This window comes from Saccharopolyspora sp. NPDC050642 (assembly GCF_040654735.1).
GTDB lineage: Bacteria > Actinomycetota > Actinomycetes > Mycobacteriales > Pseudonocardiaceae > Saccharopolyspora > Saccharopolyspora elongata.
This window is the reverse complement of the sequence record NZ_JBFAIN010000002.1, coordinates 443,325-462,254: the sequence shown is the minus strand read 5'-3', so window position 1 is coordinate 462,254 and position 18,930 is coordinate 443,325. Positions and strand designations below refer to the sequence as shown.

Annotated in this window: 20 protein-coding genes and 1 pseudogene; 16 read left to right on the top strand and 5 right to left on the bottom strand. The window is 69.9% G+C overall.

Annotated elements, in window-relative coordinates; genetic code table 11:
- Positions 1–24: 24 nt before the first annotated feature.
- The 9 genes and pseudogenes from AB0H93_RS05925 (at position 25) to AB0H93_RS05885 (ending at position 9,692) form a co-directional block, all read left to right on the top strand.
- The gene (locus AB0H93_RS05925) at positions 25–462 is read left to right on the top strand and encodes a DUF983 domain-containing protein (protein WP_358568024.1); all 438 of its coding nucleotides are present in this window, start codon (positions 25–27) and stop codon (positions 460–462) included.
- A gap of 73 nt (positions 463–535) precedes the next feature.
- A complete protein-coding gene (locus AB0H93_RS05920) occupies positions 536–1,387 on the top strand; it encodes a DNA-formamidopyrimidine glycosylase family protein (protein WP_358568021.1) in 852 nt (283 codons plus the stop codon).
- Between the two features lie 176 nt (positions 1,388–1,563).
- Complete coding sequence (locus AB0H93_RS05915; RefSeq protein WP_358568490.1) at positions 1,564–2,808, top strand: histidine kinase; 1,245 nt, start codon at positions 1,564–1,566, stop codon at positions 2,806–2,808.
- Positions 2,809–2,817: 9 nt separating this feature from the next.
- Positions 2,818–3,726: a S49 family peptidase gene (locus tag AB0H93_RS05910; RefSeq protein ID WP_358568018.1), complete on the top strand. Its 909-nt coding sequence runs from the start codon at positions 2,818–2,820 to the stop codon at positions 3,724–3,726.
- 434 nt (positions 3,727–4,160) lie between these two features.
- Positions 4,161–4,991 carry a LytTR family DNA-binding domain-containing protein gene (locus tag AB0H93_RS05905; protein ID WP_358568015.1) on the top strand — a complete coding sequence of 277 codons (831 nt, stop codon included), beginning with the start codon at positions 4,161–4,163 and terminating at the stop codon, positions 4,989–4,991.
- A 16-nt stretch (positions 4,992–5,007) separates the two neighbouring features.
- Complete coding sequence (locus AB0H93_RS05900) at positions 5,008–5,415, top strand: hypothetical protein (RefSeq protein ID WP_132479325.1); 408 nt, start codon at positions 5,008–5,010, stop codon at positions 5,413–5,415.
- Positions 5,416–5,463: 48 nt separating this feature from the next.
- Positions 5,464–7,206, top strand: coding sequence for a cation acetate symporter (locus AB0H93_RS05895; RefSeq protein WP_358568012.1), 1,743 nt, complete (start codon positions 5,464–5,466; stop codon positions 7,204–7,206).
- A gap of 342 nt (positions 7,207–7,548) precedes the next feature.
- A pseudogene (locus AB0H93_RS05890) lies at positions 7,549–7,860 on the top strand (DUF485 domain-containing protein); the annotation flags it as partial.
- A gap of 308 nt (positions 7,861–8,168) precedes the next feature.
- Complete coding sequence (locus AB0H93_RS05885) at positions 8,169–9,692, top strand: cation acetate symporter (protein WP_358568487.1); 1,524 nt, start codon at positions 8,169–8,171, stop codon at positions 9,690–9,692.
- Positions 9,693–9,770: 78 nt separating this feature from the next.
- Here the strand turns inward: AB0H93_RS05885 and AB0H93_RS05880 are convergent, their stop codons facing one another.
- On the bottom strand, positions 9,771–9,989 hold the full coding sequence (locus AB0H93_RS05880) for a hypothetical protein (RefSeq protein WP_358568009.1): 219 nt from the start codon (positions 9,987–9,989) through the stop codon (positions 9,771–9,773).
- Between the two features lie 276 nt (positions 9,990–10,265).
- Here AB0H93_RS05880 and AB0H93_RS05875 point away from each other — a divergent pair, with 276 nt between their 5' ends.
- The 4 genes from AB0H93_RS05875 (at position 10,266) to AB0H93_RS05860 (ending at position 13,764) form a co-directional block, all read left to right on the top strand.
- Positions 10,266–10,589 (top strand): rhodanese-like domain-containing protein, encoded by a 324-nt coding sequence (locus tag AB0H93_RS05875; RefSeq protein ID WP_358568484.1) that lies wholly within the window; start codon positions 10,266–10,268, stop codon positions 10,587–10,589.
- Between the two features lie 32 nt (positions 10,590–10,621).
- On the top strand, positions 10,622–11,506 hold the full coding sequence (locus tag AB0H93_RS05870) for a DUF4328 domain-containing protein (RefSeq protein WP_358568006.1): 885 nt from the start codon (positions 10,622–10,624) through the stop codon (positions 11,504–11,506).
- 434 nt (positions 11,507–11,940) lie between these two features.
- Complete coding sequence (locus AB0H93_RS05865; protein WP_358568004.1) at positions 11,941–12,792, top strand: glycerophosphodiester phosphodiesterase family protein; 852 nt, start codon at positions 11,941–11,943, stop codon at positions 12,790–12,792.
- Between the two features lie 21 nt (positions 12,793–12,813).
- The gene (locus AB0H93_RS05860; protein WP_358568001.1) at positions 12,814–13,764 is read left to right on the top strand and encodes a DUF5926 family protein; all 951 of its coding nucleotides are present in this window, start codon (positions 12,814–12,816) and stop codon (positions 13,762–13,764) included.
- Between the two features lie 81 nt (positions 13,765–13,845).
- On the opposite strand, the gene AB0H93_RS05855 is transcribed toward AB0H93_RS05860, so the two are convergent.
- Positions 13,846–14,103 (bottom strand): winged helix-turn-helix transcriptional regulator, encoded by a 258-nt coding sequence (locus tag AB0H93_RS05855; protein WP_358568481.1) that lies wholly within the window; start codon positions 14,101–14,103, stop codon positions 13,846–13,848.
- A gap of 183 nt (positions 14,104–14,286) precedes the next feature.
- Between AB0H93_RS05855 and AB0H93_RS05850 the strand changes: the two genes are divergently transcribed.
- Together AB0H93_RS05850 and AB0H93_RS05845 are read left to right on the top strand one after the other, a co-directional pair.
- Positions 14,287–14,787 carry a SigE family RNA polymerase sigma factor gene (locus AB0H93_RS05850; RefSeq protein WP_235883265.1) on the top strand — a complete coding sequence of 167 codons (501 nt, stop codon included), beginning with the start codon at positions 14,287–14,289 and terminating at the stop codon, positions 14,785–14,787.
- The gene (locus tag AB0H93_RS05845) at positions 14,784–15,284 is read left to right on the top strand and encodes a hypothetical protein (RefSeq protein ID WP_358567998.1); all 501 of its coding nucleotides are present in this window, start codon (positions 14,784–14,786) and stop codon (positions 15,282–15,284) included. The genes AB0H93_RS05850 and AB0H93_RS05845 overlap by 4 nt, the downstream gene beginning before the upstream one ends.
- Positions 15,285–15,293: 9 nt before the next feature.
- Here the strand turns inward: AB0H93_RS05845 and AB0H93_RS05840 are convergent, their stop codons facing one another.
- The 3 genes from AB0H93_RS05840 to AB0H93_RS05830 all read right to left on the bottom strand — a co-directional run bounded on the left by AB0H93_RS05840 (position 15,294) and on the right by AB0H93_RS05830 (position 18,319).
- Positions 15,294–15,854 carry a ferritin gene (locus AB0H93_RS05840; RefSeq protein ID WP_358567995.1) on the bottom strand — a complete coding sequence of 187 codons (561 nt, stop codon included), beginning with the start codon at positions 15,852–15,854 and terminating at the stop codon, positions 15,294–15,296.
- Between the two features lie 297 nt (positions 15,855–16,151).
- On the bottom strand, positions 16,152–17,354 hold the full coding sequence (gene arcA / locus AB0H93_RS05835) for an arginine deiminase (RefSeq protein ID WP_358567992.1): 1,203 nt from the start codon (positions 17,352–17,354) through the stop codon (positions 16,152–16,154).
- A gap of 164 nt (positions 17,355–17,518) precedes the next feature.
- Positions 17,519–18,319, bottom strand: coding sequence for a CPBP family intramembrane glutamic endopeptidase (locus AB0H93_RS05830; protein WP_358568478.1), 801 nt, complete (start codon positions 18,317–18,319; stop codon positions 17,519–17,521).
- A 121-nt stretch (positions 18,320–18,440) separates the two neighbouring features.
- Here AB0H93_RS05830 and AB0H93_RS05825 point away from each other — a divergent pair, with 121 nt between their 5' ends.
- The gene (locus tag AB0H93_RS05825) at positions 18,441–18,800 is read left to right on the top strand and encodes a hypothetical protein (protein ID WP_358567989.1); all 360 of its coding nucleotides are present in this window, start codon (positions 18,441–18,443) and stop codon (positions 18,798–18,800) included.
- Positions 18,801–18,930 lie beyond the last annotated feature (130 nt).

Below are 18,930 nucleotides of genomic sequence, written 5' to 3'. Positions count from 1 at the left end.
GCCCGGGTGGGCGGGGAGGCGACGATGAACCGGGTGGTGCGGGGTTCCGACGGCCGTGAGTGGACCATCAAGGCGAACCTGGAGTGGTCCAACCCGATCGCGGCGGACGAGTTCGAGCACGACGTGAACGGGGGCTCGGCGCCGGCGATCCTGATGGGCGCGGTGTTCCTGTTCCTGGTCGTGATGTTCGTGGTGTGGACGCCGGACGAGGTGTACGTGCCGAGCTGGCTGATCTTGCTGCTGATCGCGGCCGTGCTGTTCTTCCCGGTCCGCTGGGTGCTGCGGCGCCCGTGGACGGTCACCGCCGCCACCCCGGGTGATCACGACGAGAACCCGCCGGAGACCTGGGTGGGCGTGGTGCGCGGCTTCGTCGACGTGCGCCAGGAGGTTTCGTCGGTGTCCCGGCACATCGAGCTGTACGCCGAGCCGGACATGAACGGCAGCCTGCAGCCCGTCGAGTAGTCCCGCCACCCGCCACGCAAGATGAGTTCTCGAACGAACTGCTTTTGGCGGGTTCTGTCTGCACACTGGACCGGTGCCGGAACTTCCCGAGGTGGAGGCGTTGGCCCAGCACCTCCGCGACAACGTCGTGGGCCGGACCGTCGAGCGCGTCGACGTCGCGTCGATGAGCGTGCTGAAGACGGCGAGCCCGCCGTGGACCGAGCTGCACGGTCGTGCCGTCACCGATGCGGTGCGGCACGGCAAGTACCTGGATCTCGACTGCGGCGGGCTGCACCTGGTCTGCCACCTGGCGCGGGCCGGCTGGCTGCGCTGGTCGGACAACCTGTCCTCGGCGCCGCCGAAGCCCGGCAGGGGGCCGATCGCGCTGCGGGTGCACCTGGGCGGCGCGGGTTTCGACCTGACCGAGGCCGGCACCCAGAAGAAGCTGGCGGCGTGGGTCGTCGCGTCGCCCGCGGAGGTGCCGGGGATCGCGAAGCTGGGTCCGGATGCGCTGGGCCTGGACCTGGCCGGGCTGACCGAGGTCTTGGCGGGGCGCACCGAGCGGATCAAGACGCTGCTCACCGACCAGTCCGCGCTGGCCGGGATCGGCAACGCCTACTCCGACGAGATCCTGCACGCCGCGAAGCTGTCGCCGTTCGCGACGGCGGGCAAGCTCGACGCCGCCGCGGTCGAGCGGCTGCACGGCAGCATGCGGGAGATCTTGCAGGACGCCGTGGCGCGTTCGCTGAAGCAGGACGCGGCGCGGCTGAAGGCGGAGAAGCGGTCGGGGATGCGGGTGCACGCGCGCACCGGATTGCCGTGCCCGGTGTGCGGTGACGCGGTCCGGGAGGTGTCCTTCGCGGACCGGTCGATGCAGTACTGCCCGACCTGCCAGACCGGTGGCAAGCCGCTCGCGGATCGCCGGTTGTCCCGTCTGCTGAAGTAGTTGTCCACAGCCTGTGGACAGATCGGCCGGTTGTGCACAGGACGTTGCCGCTGGTCGGACGCACCGTTCCCGCTGAACGGAATAGTAAGGTACCGCTTACCGATGGAAACGGTGCACTGAGCGTAGCCGCCTTGATTCCAAGCGTGGCGGACGTGAAGATTGATGTTGTGCCCGAGATGTTGACTGAGCGGACGGTCCTGACCACGCTCGCCGCACTCGCCGTGCTCGGCATGTTCGTACTGCTGTGCCGGGCGCGCCGGGTGAGCACGTCGGTGGAGGACGCCACGCTGGCGGCGCTGCACCGGGTGACCAGTGCGGCCCCGCACCTGCGGGCCGGGCTCACCCAGGAATCCGCCGACAAGACCGCGCCGCACCTGCGCGAGCTGCTGGCGTGCGTCGCCGTCGGCATCGTCGACGCCGACGGCACGCTGCTGAGCTGGGACGGCGAGGCGAACTACCACTACGCCGACCTGCGGACCAAGATCGAGCAGGTCCTGCGCACCGGCAAGCGCGAGTTCCTCGACCACGGCGACGTGACCTGCGACCACCGGCCCTGCCCGATGCGGCACGCCGTGGTGGTGCCGCTGGAGGTCGAGGGCGAGAACCGCGGCGCGCTGACCGTCATCGCCGGCGGCGACCGCAAGCGGCTGCTGCGCGCGGCCGCCGAGGTCGCCAACCACGTGTCGACCCAGCTGGAACTGGCCGAGCTGCAGGAGTCCAAGGAGCGGCTGGCCAAGGCCGAGGTGCGGGCGCTGCGGGCGCAGATCTCGCCGCACTTCATCTACAACGCGCTGAACACCATCGGCTCGCTGATCCGCACCGACCCGGAGCACGCGCGCGACCTGCTGCAGGAGTTCGCCGACTTCACCCGCTACTCGTTCCGCACCAGCGGGCTCTACACCACGCTGGCCGACGAGATCCGCAACATCGACCGCTACCTCACGCTGGAGAGCGCCCGCTTCGGCCCGGACCGGCTGAACGTGCAGCTCAAGATCGCCCCTGAGGTGCTGCCGGTGGTGGTGCCGTTCCTGGCGCTGCAACCGCTGGTGGAGAACGCCGTCCGGCACGGCCTGGCGACCAAGCCCGGCGGCGGCACGGTGTCGGTGATCGCCGAGGACAACGGCACCGAGGCGCTGATCAGCGTGGACGACGACGGCATCGGGATGGATCCGGAGCTGCTCGACGCGGAGCTGGCCAACGCGCACCTGACCGGCGCGCACGTCGGCCTCGGCAACATCAACAACCGGATGCGGGCCACCTTCGGCAACGACTACGGGCTGGTCGTGGAGACCGAGAAGGGCGCGGGCATGAAGGTCATCATGCGGGTGCCGAAGTTCGCGCCGGGCGTGCGGCCGGTCCCGCCGCAGTCGATCGACGAGCCGAGCGTCGGGTTGGCGGCCGGGCCGCAGCTCAGCCGGTAACGTCGAGGTATGAACGAGAAGGCGCCGCAGAAGTTCACCGACATGTTGACCGGGAAGCTGTCCGCGAAGCTGCCGGGCAAGCTCGCCGAGCGCGCCGAGCGCGGCCCGGTGGTCGCCGTGGTGAAGCTGCACGGCGTCATCACGCCGACGGCATCGCCGATGAGCCGGCCGACGATCTCGCTGCAGAACGTGGAATCCGCGCTGACGCGCGCGTTCGGGCACGACCGGCTCAGCGCCGTGGTGCTGTCGATCAACTCGCCGGGCGGATCGCCGACCCAGTCGGCGCTGGTGGCGGACCGGATCCGGGGCCTGGCCGAGGAGAAGCAGGTGCCGGTGCTGGCGTTCTGCGAGGACGTCGCGGCCTCGGGCGGCTACTGGCTGGCCTGCGCGGCCGACGAGATCTACGCGCACTCGACGTCGCTGGTCGGTTCGGTCGGCGTGGTCAGCTCGGGCTTCGGGCTCACCGGCCTGCTGGAGAAGCTCGGCGTGGAGCGCCGGGTGCACACCGCGGGAACGCACAAGGTGCGGCTCGACCCGTTCAGCCCGGAGAAGGACGAGGACGTGCAGTGGCTGCGCGGCCTGCAGGACGAGCTGCACGAGCAGTTCCGCGCCTGGGTGCGCAAGCGCCGCGGCGAGAAGCTCGGCGGCGCCGACGACGACCTGTTCTCCGGCGAGATCTGGACCGGCGTGAAGGCCGAGGAGCTCGGGCTGGTCGACGGCTTGGGCACCCTGCGGGGCATCGTGAAGGACAAGTTCCCGGACGCGCACCTGCTGACGGTGGAGCCGCGGAAGCCGCTGCTGGCCCGGCTCGGCATGTCGTCCTCGGTCCGGCTCGGCGGCAGCGGCGGGGCGGACACCGTGCTCGCCGCGGTGGAGGCGCTGGAGCACCGAGCCATGTGGAACCGCTTCGGGCTGTGAGGATCAAAGCCGTTTTCGAGCGGCTCGATCGAGATTCCCGGGATTTGAAGCCGGATCAGTGCCCGTGAGCGTTTTGGGGTGCCATAGCGCCCCAAAACGCTCACGGGCCCAGGCAGACTCGTTTCCGGGACCGGCGAATCCCTTGCGAACGCTGGGTAATCGGCGTGATCGCACTGCGTAGATCATGGTTTCGGGACCGTCACTCGTTCGGCCGCAGACGCTGGGCTGATCGGGCTAAAAGTCGTGCCGCTGAGCGGATTTCCGCACTGTGCACCCCCTGGTGTCCAGTGCGCTCCGTTAGCGACTAGTTTGGTTGGCAGGCGTGACTGACCTCACTCGTCGGCTCTCGGGTGGCACGAGGCTGCGTCAGCGGGTGGGGGCCGACACTCGATCATGGACAGTGCGCCGTGGGCGCGGCAGGATATGGCGTTGCAGTGAGTACACGAGAGAATCCGGCGGGTCTTGTCGTTCTGGCCGTCGACGACGAGATGGCCGGGCTGGACGAGATGAAGTACCTGCTCGGCAACAACGCGCGGGTCGGACGGGTGTTGACGGCGTTCGACGCCGCCGAAGCGTTGCGGCTGCTGCGCAGCGACGATCCCGAGCTGCTCGGCAGGCGGGACGGTGACGAGTCCATTGTGGACGCTGTCTTCGCGGACGTGTCGATGCCCGGGCTCAGCGGGATGGAGCTGGCCAGGGTGCTCACCGCCTTCCGCAATCCGCCTGCCCTGGTGTTCATCACCGGGCACGAGGAGAACGCGCTGGAGGCGTTCGAGGTCGGCGCGCTGGACTACATCATGAAGCCGGCCAACGCCGAGCGCGTCGACCGCGCGCTGCGCACCATCGAGAAGAACAAGGCCCAGGCGGCCAAGGGATCCCGCGCGCTGGAGGCGCCGGCGGCCGACGACGACGAGGTCATCCCGGTCGAACTCGCCGGCACCACCCGGATGATCCCGCGCAAGGACGTGCGCTGGGTCGAGGCGCAGGGCGACTACGCCCGGCTGCACACCGCCGAGGACTCGCACCTGGTGCGGATCCCGTTGGCGCAGCTGGAAGAACGCTGGGCGGAGGCCGGTTTCCTGCGCATCCACCGGTCGTTCCTGGTGTCGCTGCCGCTGGTCACCGAGCTGCGCATGTCGTCGTCCGGGTACTCGGTGGTGCTCGGCGGCGGGCCGTCGAAGGAGCTGCCGGTCAGCAGGCGGCACACCCGAGAGCTGAAGGACCGGCTGGTCCGGGCGCCGCGGCAGGGCTGGGGCCAGCAATGAACCGCGGTTCGGCGGGATGAGCCCGGACCACGGCTTCGACATCCGCGCGCGGCTGGGCGACTCGACGCCCCGCCCGCGCCGCAAGCGCGTCGTGCTCGCCGACCGCCGGACCCGGCAGGTCGCGCGCACCATCATGGAGCTGGAGGAGCAGACCAGCGTCGGCGAGGTGCTGGTCCGGCACCTGGTGAAGGTGCAGCTGCGCAGCGCGCTGGTGCTGACCGGCGTGGTCGCCGTCGTGCTGCTCGGGCTGCCGGTGCTGTTCTGGGCGGTGCCGTCGATCGGCGACTTCGAGGTGCTCGGCTTCCGGCTGCCGTGGCTGCTGCTCGGCGTGCTGGTCTACCCGTTCCTGCTGCTGATCGGGTACCTGTGCACCCGCAGCGCGGAGCGGCACGAGCGGGACTTCATCCACATGGTGGAGCAGTGACCGCATGATCGACGACGGATTTCGACACACCAGGGGCGGCGCGGTGCGATGGTTTCGAATTCCTGGTCCCTGCTAGGGATCGTGCTGATCGTCGCGGCGACCCTGGGCATCGGGATCTGGGCTTCCCGGTCGGCGCGCACCACCTCCGACTTCTCCGCGGCGCGGCAGCTGGTGCGCGAAGAGCGCAACGCGGTGGCGATCTCCGGTGAGTACCTGTCGGCGGCGTCGTTCCTGGGCATCGCGGGTCTGGTGCTCAAGGACGGGGTGGACGCGCTGTGGTACCCGATCGGCTTCGCGGCCGGGTACCTGGCGCTGACGCTGTTCGTCGCCGCGCCGATGCGTCGCTCCGGCGCGTACACGTTGCCCGATTTCGCCGAGGCCCGGTTGGGGTCGCTGCGGTTGCGGACGCTGTGCACCGCGATGGTGGTGCTGATCGGCTGGCTCTACCTGGTGCCGCAGCTGCAGGCCGCCGGGATGACGCTGGCGGCGATCGTCGGCTTGCACTACTGGGTGGGGGTTTTCGCGGTCGCGGTGATCGTGCTGCTGACCGTGGCGACCGGCGCGCTGCGCGCCGTCACGTTGGTGCAGGGCTTCCAGTACTGGGTGAAGCTGTTCGCGATCACGGTGCCCGCGTTCGCGTTGTGCGTGGTCTTTGTCAACGCGCCGCCGCACCAGGCGCTCGACGAGCCGCTGCCGCCGTTCTTCCCGCACGACACGACGGTGTACATCGACACCGACGTGCAGCTGCGGGTCAGCGAGCCGGTGTGGGCGGCCGAAGGCACCGGCTCGATCTACCTGCAGCCCGGCGAGTACTCGATGACGGCGGGCACCGAGCTGCGGTTCCCGGCGGGCGCGGCGGTCCCGGTCGTCGCGGCGGCCGAGGCCGACAACGCGACCTGGCTGCGGCCGCACGGTGACGGCGCTTCCGGGCTGCTCGAAACGTATTCGGTGCTGATCGCGACGTTCCTCGGCACCATGGGTTTGCCGCACGTGCTCGCCCGCTTCTACACCAACCCGAGCGGGTCCGGCGCGCGCCGCACCACGTTGTTCGTGCTGGCGTTGCTCGGCGCGTTCTACCTGTTCCCGACGATCTTCGGGATGCTCTCCCGGCTGTACGTGCCGCACTTGCTGGTCACCGGCGAGGCCGATGCGGCGGTTCTGCTGCTGCCGCAGGCGATGCTGGACAACTGGGTGGGCGGGCTGCTCGCGGCGATCACCGCGGCCGGGGCGTTCGCCGCGTTCCTGTCGACCTCTTCCGGCCTGGTGGTGAGCGTGGCCGGGGTGCTGTCCTCTCGCGACGCGCTCCGCGGCCGGACGCTCGACTTCCGGCTGGCGGCCGCGCTGGGCTGCCTGGTGCCGACGCTCCTCGCGCTGCCCGCGGACAACCACGACATCGCGCGCAGCGTGGGGTTGGCGTTCGCGATGGCCGCTTCCACGTTCTGCCCGGTGCTGGTGCTCGGGATCTGGTGGCGCGGGCTCACCGCGGTCGGCGCCGCCAGTGGCATGGTGGTCGGCGGCTGCCTGGTGCTGATCGCGGTGACGTGCACGCAATTCGTCGGGGACGGGGCGGGCTGGTTCGCGACGCTGGTCAGGCAGCCCGCGCTGGTCACCGTGCCGATCGCGTTCGCGGTGACCGGACTGGTCAGCGTGGCTACCCGGGCGCGGGTGCCGGCCGGGGTGGGCCGGGTGATGCTGCGGCTGCACGCGCCGGATCGGCTCGGTTTCTTCGACGGCCGACTCAGCGCGGAGCCGGCGGAGCAGGCGCCGACCGAGGGCCGCCACCAACGCTGAACGTGATCATGCGTCGTGTTCTTTGAACTTTTTGGGTGGATTGCGAGACGAATGCAATCACCTTTCGTGTTTGCTGGTATAAACCATTGGAAAATCAATAGGCTGAACGGGTGAAATCGATCTGGCGAGATGCAATTCAGCGCGTCCGCTTGGCCTCGAATAACTTCACTCGATCGTTAGCTTGCGTACTCCCAACGGGGCTTCACAGCCGTGGTCGAACTACGTAGCGTTCCCGCGTTGAACTGATTCAGCAGGCTCCCGTACCGGCGGCACCCGGGACGGAGCCTTTTCTTGTGGGAGGACACCGTGAGCACCACGGACCAAATCGGGTCCGGGTCCGGTATCGACGCCGAAACCTGGGCCGCTGCCCATAGCAGCCCCGAATTCACCACCCTGCGACGCAGACTGCGCAACTTCGTCTTCCCGGTCTCGGCACTGTTCCTGGCCTGGTATCTGGTCTACGTGCTGCTCGCCGACTACGCGCACGGCTTCATGAGCATCAAGCTGGTCGGCAACATCAACGTCGGCCTCGTGCTGGGCCTGCTGCAGTTCGTGTCCACGTTCGCCATCACCACCTGGTACGTGCGATTCGCCAACCGGGAGCTCGACCCGATCGCCGAGGGGATCCGCGAATCCCTCGAGGGCGGCGCGAGCGACAAGGCGGAGGACACCGCGAGCGACACCGCGGAGGACACCGCGAGCGACAAGGCGGAGGACACCGCGAAGGACTCGACCGACGAAGCCCCGGAGAAGTCCGCGGACGACAGCGCCGAGAAGGAAACCGCCGCCGCTGATGACGACGGCGACGGCGGCGACGACGGCGCGAAGGACGACGGCGCGAAGAAGGACGACTCCGAGGGAGGCCAGAAGTGATCGCCGCACTTTCCCCGCTGGCCCAGGGCGAAACCGCGAACAACAGCGCGCTCAACATCGGCATCTTCGCGCTGTTCGTCGTGGTCACCATGGTCATCGTGTTCCGCGCCAGCCGGAACACCAAGACCGCCTCCGACTACTACGCCGGCGGCCGCGCGTTCACCGGCCCGCAGAACGGCATCGCCATCGCCGGTGACTACCTGTCGGCGGCGTCGTTCCTCGGCATCGCCGGGGCGATCGCGGTCTACGGCTACGACGGCTTCCTGTACTCGATCGGCTTCCTGGTGGCCTGGCTGGTGGCGTTGCTGCTGGTCGCGGAGCTGCTGCGGAACACCGGCAAGTACACGATGGGCGACGTGCTCAGCTTCCGGATGAAGGAACGTCCGGTGCGCACCGCCGCGTCGCTGTCCACCCTGGCCGTGACGTTCTTCTACCTGCTCGCGCAGATGGCCGGTGCCGGCGGCCTGGTCGCGCTGCTGCTGGGCATCACGAACAAGACCGGCCAGGCCGCGGTGATCTTCGTCGTCGGCGCGCTGATGATCGTGTACGTGCTGGTCGGCGGCATGAAGGGCACCACCTGGGTGCAGATCATCAAGGCGGTGCTGCTGATCGCGGGCGCCTTCGTGATGACCATCTGGGTGCTCGCCATGTACGGCTTCAACTTCTCGGGTCTGCTCGGCGCGGCCGCCGAGGTCGCGGGCGACAAGGTGCTCAACCCTGGCGCCCAGTACGGCAAGACCGAGATCAGCAAGCTGGACTTCGTCTCGCTGGGCATCGCGCTGGTGCTCGGCACCGCGGGTCTGCCGCACGTGCTGATGCGCTTCTACACCGTGCCCACCGCCAAGGAGGCCCGCCGCTCGGTGGTCTGGGCGATCTGGCTGATCGGCCTGTTCTACCTGTTCACGCTGGTCCTGGGCTACGGTGCCGGAGCGCTGGTCGGCTCCGACGTGATCAAGAAGGCGCCGGGCGGCGTGAACTCGGCGGCGCCGCTGCTGGCGCTGGAGATCGGCGGCCCGCTGCTGCTGGGCTTCATCTCCGCGGTCGCGTTCGCGACGATCCTCGCGGTCGTCGCCGGCCTGACGATCACCGCGTCCGCCTCGTTCGCGCACGACATCTACGCGAACGTGATCAAGAAGGGCAAGGTCGACGACAAGGGCCAGGAGGTCAAGGTAGCCCGGATCACCGCGGTGGTCATCGGCATCGTGTCGATCCTGGGCGGCATCGCGGCCAACGGCCAGAACATCGCGTTCCTGGTGGCGCTGGCGTTCGCGGTCGCCGCTTCGGCGAACCTGCCGACGCTGCTGTACTCGCTGTTCTGGAAGCGGTTCAACACCAACGGCGCGCTGTGGAGCATCTACGGCGGTCTGGCGGTCACCATCGGGCTGATCGTCTTCTCGCCCGCCGTCTCCGGTGCCGAGGACTCGATGTTCCCGTCGCTGGACTTCGCGCTGTTCCCGCTGAAGAACCCGGGCCTGGTGTCGATCCCGGTGTCCTTCCTGCTCGGCTACGTCGGCACGGTGCTGAGCAAGGACTCGGCCGACAAGGCCAAGCAGGCGGAGATGGAGGTCCGGTCGCTGACCGGCGCCGGCGCGGAGAAGGCCGTCTCGCACTGACGCGCTGAACCGCTCCACCTCGAACGAGCGCCCCGTCCGGCCGCGAGCCGGGCGGGGCGCTTTCGTCGGTCGTTCGCGTCAAGCAGCGCTCAGCTCGGACTCGGCGGCCGTGAAGTGCACTTCCCACATGTCGCCGTCGGCCCGGCGGGGCGGGACGCGAATCAGCAGGGCCTGCACGCGCGGGTCGGTCATCCGCACGAACCCGGCGAACCGCGGCGCTCCGCCGTCCTCCGGAACCGTCGCCAGATGTCCCCAGTCACTGCCGTTCGGCCAGCGGAGAATGGCTCGACGAGACATGGCTTTCCTTCCTGCCGGGCGGATTCCGCGAACGGATCTGAATCGAACAAGCACACTGTGGCACGGGGTCTCACGAAAACGGCGATATCTTCGAGATCTCCGACCGAAAGCGTGATCAACTACGAAATGGTCTCGTGTTATCGCAGGTGAGGGCGGGTTTTCCCGGGGTGTGAGGCGTCCGTCGGCGCGAAATGCGAGTCTCTTACGCGGGCACCACGCATCGCGTGGCAGCATCGGGGTGTGACTACTCCAGTTCCCGGTCATCAGGTGCCCGGCGTGCAGCCGGAGGAGCTGCCCGCGCAGCTGCCCGAGGGCAGCGTGCTGCTCGACGTGCGCGAGGCGAACGAGTGGCAGGCCGGGCACGCGCCCGAGGCCGTGCACCTCCCGATGAGCGAGCTCGTGCAGCGGCTCGACGAGATCCCGGAGGCCGACCAGGTCTTCGTGATCTGCCGCTCCGGCGGCCGATCGGCGAAGGTCGCCGCGTACCTCAACGCCAACGGCTGGGACGCGATCAACGTCGAGCGCGGCATGAACGGCTGGTCCGCCATCGGGCGGCCGCTGGTCTCCGACGACGCCGACGGCGAGCCGTACGTGCTGTGACGGCCCGACCTCCCGGCCCCGGGCGGCCGAGCGTGGAGTGGGTCGCCACCCCGCCCGGCGGCCCGCGGCGGATCCGGCCGCCGCGCCGACCGCGCCGCTACACCGGCCCGCCGGCCTACCCGGCCGTGCCGCGCTGGGGCTTCCCGCTGCTCGCGTGGCGGTGGCCGCTGGCGCTGCCGCTGCGGCCGCACGTCGATCCGATGCTGCGGGCGGTGTCCGCCGCCGGGACGGCGGTGGTGACGCTGTGGATCACTGCGGGCGTGGCGGCGCTGGCCACCTTCGCGGAGTGCTGGCGGTACGTGCTGCTGCTGATCAGCCGCAGCCAGGCGCTTCCGCGCACGCCGCTGGCGATCTCCGACGTGCTGGTGGGCACGACCGGCTCGATCCTCTGGGTGCTCGGCGTGCTCTCCGGTGTTTTCGTCGTCCTGTGGGGCCTGCGGGCGCGCGCCGCGGCCGCGGCGCGCATCGGGGTGCAGAGCGCCCGGCCCGACTGGCAGGTGGTCGTAGGCGTCCTGGTGCCGGGGCTGAACCTGTCCGTGCCGGGCTCGACGCTGGCCGAGCTGGAGCATTCCGTGCTCGTCGCGGAGGGCGTGCGCCGCCGGGGCGAGCGGCCGTTCCCGACGCTGCGCGTCCGGTTCTGGTGGGCGGCGTGGGTGGGAACCCTGCTGCTCGGCTGGCTCTCGTTCGGCTGGGGATTCTTCGGCAGCGTGCAGGCCCAGGCGGACGGCGTCGTGCTGCACGCGCTCAACAACGCCCTGGTCACGACCCTGGCGATCATGACGGCGCTGCTGATCAAGCACCTGATGCGGCTGCTCGCCCCGCTGGACCCGACGGAGCTCAAGCAACTCCGGGTCCGCGCGGTCCGCGCCGCGCCACCCGCGCCCCGGGCCACCCGCCCCACCAGCGCTCCGCGCTGACCGCACGTCCGAGGGTCCGCAGTTTCAATTGAAACTGCGGATCCAGTTTCAGTGAGGTTTTCCAACCTCGTTTTGCGTGGCGGTGCGGGTGGCGGAACCTCAGAGGCTCCCTGGTCTGTGGGTGCCCCTCCTTATGTATGTCCAATACACGGCGGAGGGGCCGTCCTCGCCGAGGGAACCCCGGAGGGGTGGGCACCGTGAACCCGCGGCGGTGCGAGTGTCGTGGGTGGGTTATGCGCCTGCGGCGTCCTGTCGACGTGCAGCTTTGCGGCCCGCGGCTGCGGGCCGACCAGGATGAGAAACGCTCAATGGGAATTGCGGCACCACGAGGCTGCGGGCGGGCCGTTCGCGTCGCAGTGTGGGTGCGAGTCCTCGGTGACACCGCTGTTGCGGTGCGTCACAGATGCCGGAAGTGGATCTGGATCGCCCGCATAATGGGCGCCGTGCGGCAACCGACCCCCGACGTCGTCGCGCACCGAGGAGCCTCCGCGCATCGCGCCGAGCACACCCGCGGTGCCTACGAACTGGCCCTCGAACAGGGCGCCGACGCGCTCGAATGCGATATCCGGGTCAGCCGGGACGGCCACCTGGTGTGCGTGCACGACCGGCGCATCGACCGGACCTCCAGCGGCCGCGGCGTGGTCAGCGAGCTCACCGTCGCCGCGATGTCCGAAGTGGACTTCGGCGGCTGGCACCAGGAACCGCCCCAGTCGGCGGACGACCTGGTGCGCGGCCCGGCCGCGGAGCCCGAGCACGGCGTGCTGCTGCTCGACGAACTCCTCGGCCTGCTGCGGGACGACTCGCGCCCGGTCCGGCTGTTCATCGAGACCAAGCACCCGGTGCGCTACGGCGGGCTGGTGGAGCGCAAGCTGGTCGCGCTGCTGGCCCGGCACGGCTTGGCGACGCCGGCGGACCGGGAGAACTCGCCGGTGCTGATGATGTCGTTCGCGCAGTCCGCGGTGCGCCGGTTCCACGAGGCCGCGCCGGGTGTGCCGACGGTCCTGCTGTTCGACCGGTTCCGCGGCCCGTTGCGCTCCGGCGTGCTCCCGCCGTGGGCGGACCTCGCCGGGCCGGGCATCCGCCTGCTGCGCGAGGACCCGGGATTCGTCGCGCGCGCGGCCGCGCTCGGCCGCGACACGTACTGCTGGACCGTCGACGACCCCGCGGACATCGAGCTGTGCGCCCGCTCCGGAGTGCGCTTCGTGGCCACCAATGCGCCCGCGTCCACCCGCTTCCACCTGGCTGAATCGGGCCTCGCGCAGTTCGGTAGCGTCACGGCGAAGTGACCATGAGCGAGGGGATCTGCAGTGTCGAAGCGAACCGCACCCAAGCCCCAGGCGGACACCGGGATCAAGCCGCGCCAGCCCTGCCCGTGCGGTTCGGGGAAGCGCTACAAGGCTTGCCACGGCGCCGCGGGCGGCGCCGCTGACGTGATCGTGACCAGGCCGTTCGAGGGCTTGGCCGCGGAATGCGAGCTGGTCGCGCTGCGCGAGTTCGTCCCGTCGGCGACGGCGAAGCTGCCGCTGCGCGGCGAGGGCACGGTCACGCTCGCGACCGTGCTGCCGATGGCCGCCGCCGCGCTGCGGCGCAATGACGACAAGTCCTTCATCGGGCTGCAGGTGCAGACCCACTCCGGTGACATCAGCCGGGATCTCGCGCGGGCCGTCGAGTGGGTGCAGACCGCAGAGATCGGCGAGTCGCTGTCGGTGGTGGGCCCGGAGACGGCCGAGCCCGGCACCATTCCGGCCCGCCTGCAGGACCTGCTCGACCCGGCCGCGCCGCTGGAGGTCGAGCTGCACGAGGACTTCGCCTGGTGGCTGCCCGGCGACGTGGAGCCGACCGGCGAGGTCGCGCTGTCCCTGGAGCGGGCGAACGCGGCGATCATGCCCACCGACCGGCTGACCTCCGAAGGTGTGGAATCCGCGTACTGGGTCGACGCGGGCGAGAAGGCCCACCTGCGCTGGGTGCGCCCGGAGCCCGAGGAGCAGCTGCTGGCGGCGCTCGCGCGGCTGTCCGCCCGGGGCGAGCTGGCGCTCGGCGAGGACAGCAAGTACGCGGGATCGTTCCGCGCGCACGGCCTGCTGGTGCCGGTGTGGGACCTCGACCGCGAGAAGCACGCGCGCGAGTGGGACGAGCCCGCCGCGGAGCTCGGGCGCCGGCTGGCCGATGCCCTCGGCTCGCTCGACTCGGAGCCGCTGAACGCGGCGGAGCGGCGCGCCCGCGACGGCCTCCGCGGCCGCCAGGTCACCATTCGCTGAGCCCGGTGTCGGGCGGTTCCGGCCGGAACCGCCCGACATAGCTCCACAGTGGACCGATGCGTCGGCCGCTGGAATTCTCCCCTAGTCGCGGGGAATCGCCTCGATGCGAGCCATGTTCTGCTCGCCCCATTCCCCGAACGGCATCAGCGCCTCGATGAGCGAGCGGCCGAACTCCGTCAGCGAGTACTCCACCTTCGGCGGCACCTGGTGGTACATCTCGCGGTGCACCAGGCCGCTCACCACCATCTCCTTGAGCTGCAGGATAATCTCGGCGCTGGTCGAGCTGCTCCGGAAGCCCGAACCCGGTGCTGCGCGCAGTTTCAATTGAAACTGGTCCACCGTTGTCGTTGGGCCGAACGGGTGATCAACGCGCTGGTCGGGCAACCGATCGGCGCGTTGCGGCGTGTCATCCCCGGCGATACCCGACGTTTAGGGGGTGGAGGGTTGACCACGCACCTGCCGGCAGTGCCGACCGCCACCGAGGCGTCCGGTGTCTATCGCGGGCGGGCACGTCGGGGGGACATGGCGGCGGCAGAGGACGATTTCGCGGAGTTCGTCCGGGTAGCACTACCCGGGCTGATGCGCTATGGCCACGCCCTGACCGGCAACCCGCACGATGCCGCGGACCTGGTGCAGACCGTGCTGGAGAAGGTCGGCGCCCGCTGGTCGAAGATCAGCCGGAACTGCGCGGACCCCACCGCCTACGTGCGCAAGGCGATGGCGAACACGCACGTCAGCCGGTGGCGGCGGACGCGCAGGGAAACGCTGCTCGCGGACTTCCCGGACATCCCCGCCGCCATCCAGCAGGATCGCCTGGAGCACGAGCCGCTGTGGGTCGCGCTGCGATCTCTGCCGCCGAGGCAACGCGCGGTGGTCGTGCTTCGTTATTACGAGGGACTTTCCGAGCTGGAGATAGCCGACACGCTCGGCATCAGCTGCGGAACGGTGAAGAGCCAGGCCAGCAAGGCGATGGCGACGTTGCGCAAGCGGCTCGGGCCGCTGGTGGGAGGAGGTGACGCGTGATGGATCTGGAGGACGAGCTGCAGCGGGTCCTCCGGGACGACCGGCTGGAGATCCCGGTGCGAACCGGCGCCGAGTGGTCGCTGGTGGCCGGAGCGCGTCGCCGCAGGCAGCGCAACGGTGTGCTGGCCGCGACGGGCAGCGCGCTCGCCGCGACGCTGCTGGTCGGCGGCGGGATCGCGCTGATCGGTCACCAAGCGGGCGAGCCGGTGCAGCCAGCGGTGCCGCCCGTCGTGCAACCGGAGCCGAACCCGAGCTCGACCGCGCCGCTGCAACCGACGCACCAGCCTCCGGCCCCGCCGCCGGTGCACCAGCAGCCGGGCCAGCCGCCGCAGCTGCCGAGCCTCACGACCCCGCCGACCAGGAAACCGCTGCCGCCGGAGATCCTGCTGACGACGACCTCCGAGCCGGACCCGACGACCTCGGCGTCGCAGACCTCCAAGCCGAACCCGACCTCGTCCCAGAACCCCGCCACCGAACCGAATTCGCCCGGCGGGTAGCGCGAGGGCTCAGAGGGCGCCGCCGGCGGTCCGGGGTGCCGTCGCGTCGGCGCCTTCGTCGCCGACCGTTTCGCGGGCCAGGTAGTTCTCCACGTCGAAGAGGTTGCCCTTGGAGCGGTCGACCACGTTCAGCAGCGTCGACATCGAGGCGACCTCCTCGACCTGCTCCTTCAGGAACCACTGCATGAACTGCTCGCCGAGGTAGTCGCCCTCCTCGCGGGCGGTCTTGGCCAGCGTTTCGATCTCGCGGGTGACCTCGCGCTCCTGCTCCAGGGCGAGCGCGACGAGCTCGCGGGTCTCGGTGAAGTCGTTGCGCACCTGCTCGATGGCCGGGATGACCGGCTTGATGTTGTTGTCCATCAGGTACTGGACGATCATCATCGCGTGGTTGCGCTCTTCCAGCGCCTGCTTGTAGAAGTGCGCGGCCAGCCGCGGCAGGTCCTCGTTGTCGAACCAGACCGCGACGGCGATGTACTGCTGCGAGGCGGTGAATTCATTGCGCACCTGTTCCTGCAGCAGGTGCTCGAAACGGGATTCCTTGTGCTGAATCTTCTTCGCGGTGACAGCCATGCCCCCAATATACTCTGGAATGAGTCCAGATACATTTCAGGTAAACCTAATAATCCTATGGTTAACCTTGGCTGATCGCGTTTTAGCCAAGGCAATCCTCAGATAAATAAGCCAAGCCAAACCTGTGCTGTTTTGGCTGGTGGCGACGCTGTCGTCGCTGCCGGTGGTGAATGTTTCGCGTCGCGTCACCAATTCGAGTGGCTATTGTTCGGCGAAGGGCGTCCATGATCGGCTTTTCTGGTTGGAGCGCCCTTCATTCGTCACTCGATCAAGTGATGGAATGGGAATAGGACGAGTTCACGGATTCAGCGGGGCGCGGGTGATGGGGCAGGACATGCACCGCGGGCCTCCCCGGCCGGAACCGAGTTCGGAACCGCTGATCCGCAGCACTTCGATCCCGGCGTCCTCGAGCCGCGCGTTGGTCTCGGCGTTGCGCTCGTAGGCCACCACCACGCCGGGCGCCACGGCGAGCGTGTTGTTGCCGTCCTCCCACTGCTCGCGTTCCGCGGTCACCGGGTCCAGGCCGGTGTCGATCGCCCGCAGGTGGTCGATCCCCATCGCCTCCGCCGCGGCGGTCAGGAACGGGGCCGGGCCGGACACCTTCAGCTCGCCGTCCAGCGGGCGCAGCGCGAAGGCCTCCAGCGAGTGCTGGATCGCCGGGTACATCACCACGGCGTCGCGGTCGACCATCGTGCACACCGTGTCCAGGTGCATCGAGGCCCGGGCCTGCTCGATCGGCACGGCCAGCACGGTGTGCGCCAGGTCGTCGGCGAACAGCGAGCGGGCGAGCGACTCCGCGCCGGCGGGCGTGGTGCGCTCGCCGACGCCGATGGCCACCACGCCCGGCGCGAGCAGCAGCACGTCGCCGCCCTCGACGGGCGCGGAGTGCGCGCCGTAGGCGCGGGTGGAGTGCGAGAACCGCGGGTGGTAGGCGTAGATCAGGTCGGTGAGCGCGGATTCGCGGCGGCGCGCCGGCATCGCGAGGGCCGCGATCGCGACCCGGTCGCCGATCCACACCGACGAGTCCCGGGTGAACAGCAGGTTCGGCAGCGGATCGATGGCGAAGTCGTGCGGGTGGTGCATCCGGCGCACCAGGGACTCGCCCTCCGCGGCGGGCAGCTCCTCGAACGTCATGCCCGCGATGAGGATCCCGGCCAGCGCCGAATCGTCCACGCTGGACAGGTGCGAGCGCAGCGTGTCGGCGATCTCCGTGCCCACCCTGAGCTCGTCCACGCCCGCGAGCACGGCCGCGGCCCGAGCGCGGGTGTCGCGCAGCGCCTCGGTGAGCAGGTCGCGCAGCAGCAGCACCTCGACGCCCCGGTTGCGGAGCACCTCGGCGAACGCGTCGTGCTCCTCCTGGGCGCGGTCGACCCACGGGATCGCGTCGAACAGGAGTTGGTCGCTGTTGCGCGGCGTGAGCCGCTTCAGCTCCGTGCCCGGCCGGTGCAGCAGCACCGCGTGCAGCGGGCCGACCTCGCTCTGGACGTGTGGTTCGCTCACGATGAGCAGCCTAACCGTGACTAACGGAAACGTCCGTCATCGGCGATGATTTCGATCAATCATTAAACGAAAAGCCATCTCGGCCATCGAATCGTTGCGTGAAATGGACGATCGGTTCGTTGCCGATGGGCTTCCGACCTTGCCTGGAATCGGCAGCTCTCGGGTCAGGGGAGCCAGCCGACGCGGCCGCGCAGGGCGGCGTAGCCGACGAAGGCCACCACGTCGATCAGCGCGTGGCCGACGACCAGCGGCCACAGCCGGTTCGTGCGCTGCCAGGCCCGGCCGTAGACCAGGCCCATCACGACGTTGCCGACGAAGCCGCCGAAGCCCTGGTACAGGTGGTAGCTGCCGCGCAGCACCGCCGACACCCAAAGCGCCCGGTTCTCCGACCAGCCCAGCTGCCGCAGCCGGGTCAGCAGGTAGGCCACCACCAGGACCTCTTCGGCGAATGAGTTGCCGAACGCGGCCAGCGCCAGCACCGGCGCGCGCCACCACGCCGCGTCCAAAGTGGAGGGTTGGACGGTCAGGGCGAGGCCCAGGGAGTGCGCGACGAGGTACAGGCCGAGGCCGGGGATGCCGATCAGGGCCGCCAGGCCCAGCCCGCCCGCGAAGTCCCGCCCGGGGCGGGAGCGGTCCAGGCCCACCTGCCGCAGCGCCAGCCCGCCGCGCCACAGCAGGTACAGCCCCAAGCCGCCCCAGGCGCACAGCCGCAGCACGTTCGTCAGCTGCGCGAGCATGTCGAGCAGCCCGAGCTCCGCCTGCGGCACGTTGATCGCAGCGTGCTGGTCGGCCAGCGGTTCCGGGCGCAGCAGGGCGTCCAGCAGCGACAGCAGGCTCTGCACGCCGGAGAGCCCGAGCGTCACGGTGAAGACCACGAACAGCTCGATGATGATCGCCCTGCGCTCCGACCGGTCCGCGATCGTCGCGGGCTCGCCGGGCCGGGTCGGGGTCAGCCATGCGCGCAGGGTGCTCACGCGTCGAACCGTACCCGGATCGGTGACGCCGCCGGCCGGGCGCTCGAAGGTCTGGAAATACCGGGAAAACCGCGTGCGGAACTGGTCACCGCCCCCGCCGCGTCGGATCGGCATGGACGTGTTCGTGTGGGGCGCGGCGGACACCGAACGCGCGGTGCGCGTGCTGCAGGCGCTGCGCCGCTTCGACGTGCTCGACGGGCCGCTCGGCTCGGCCGATCTGTTCGGCATCCGGGACGGGGTCCTGGTCGAGATCCGGCACAGCGATCCGGGCGGGCTGCTGGTGCGGTTCACCGACGGGCGATGGCCCGGCCAATCGGCGATCGTGGCGCGCGCGTTCCTCTGGGTGATCACCCGCGGCGCGGCGGTGGAGGAGGCGATGCTGGTGGGCCCGGGTGCCGAGTCGCTGCGCTTCCGCGACGGCCGCATCCAGCGCCTGACCCCCGAGAACTCCGAACGCTGCCCGGACGACTGACGTCGGGATCGGCGCGAACGGCCTCTTCGCGCCGCCTACCGAGGTGAACGGTCCGTTCGCGCCGTTCGGTGCGCGGGGTGGGTGAACGGCTGGTTGAGGTGAACGGTCCGTTCGCGTTGGCTACTGAGGT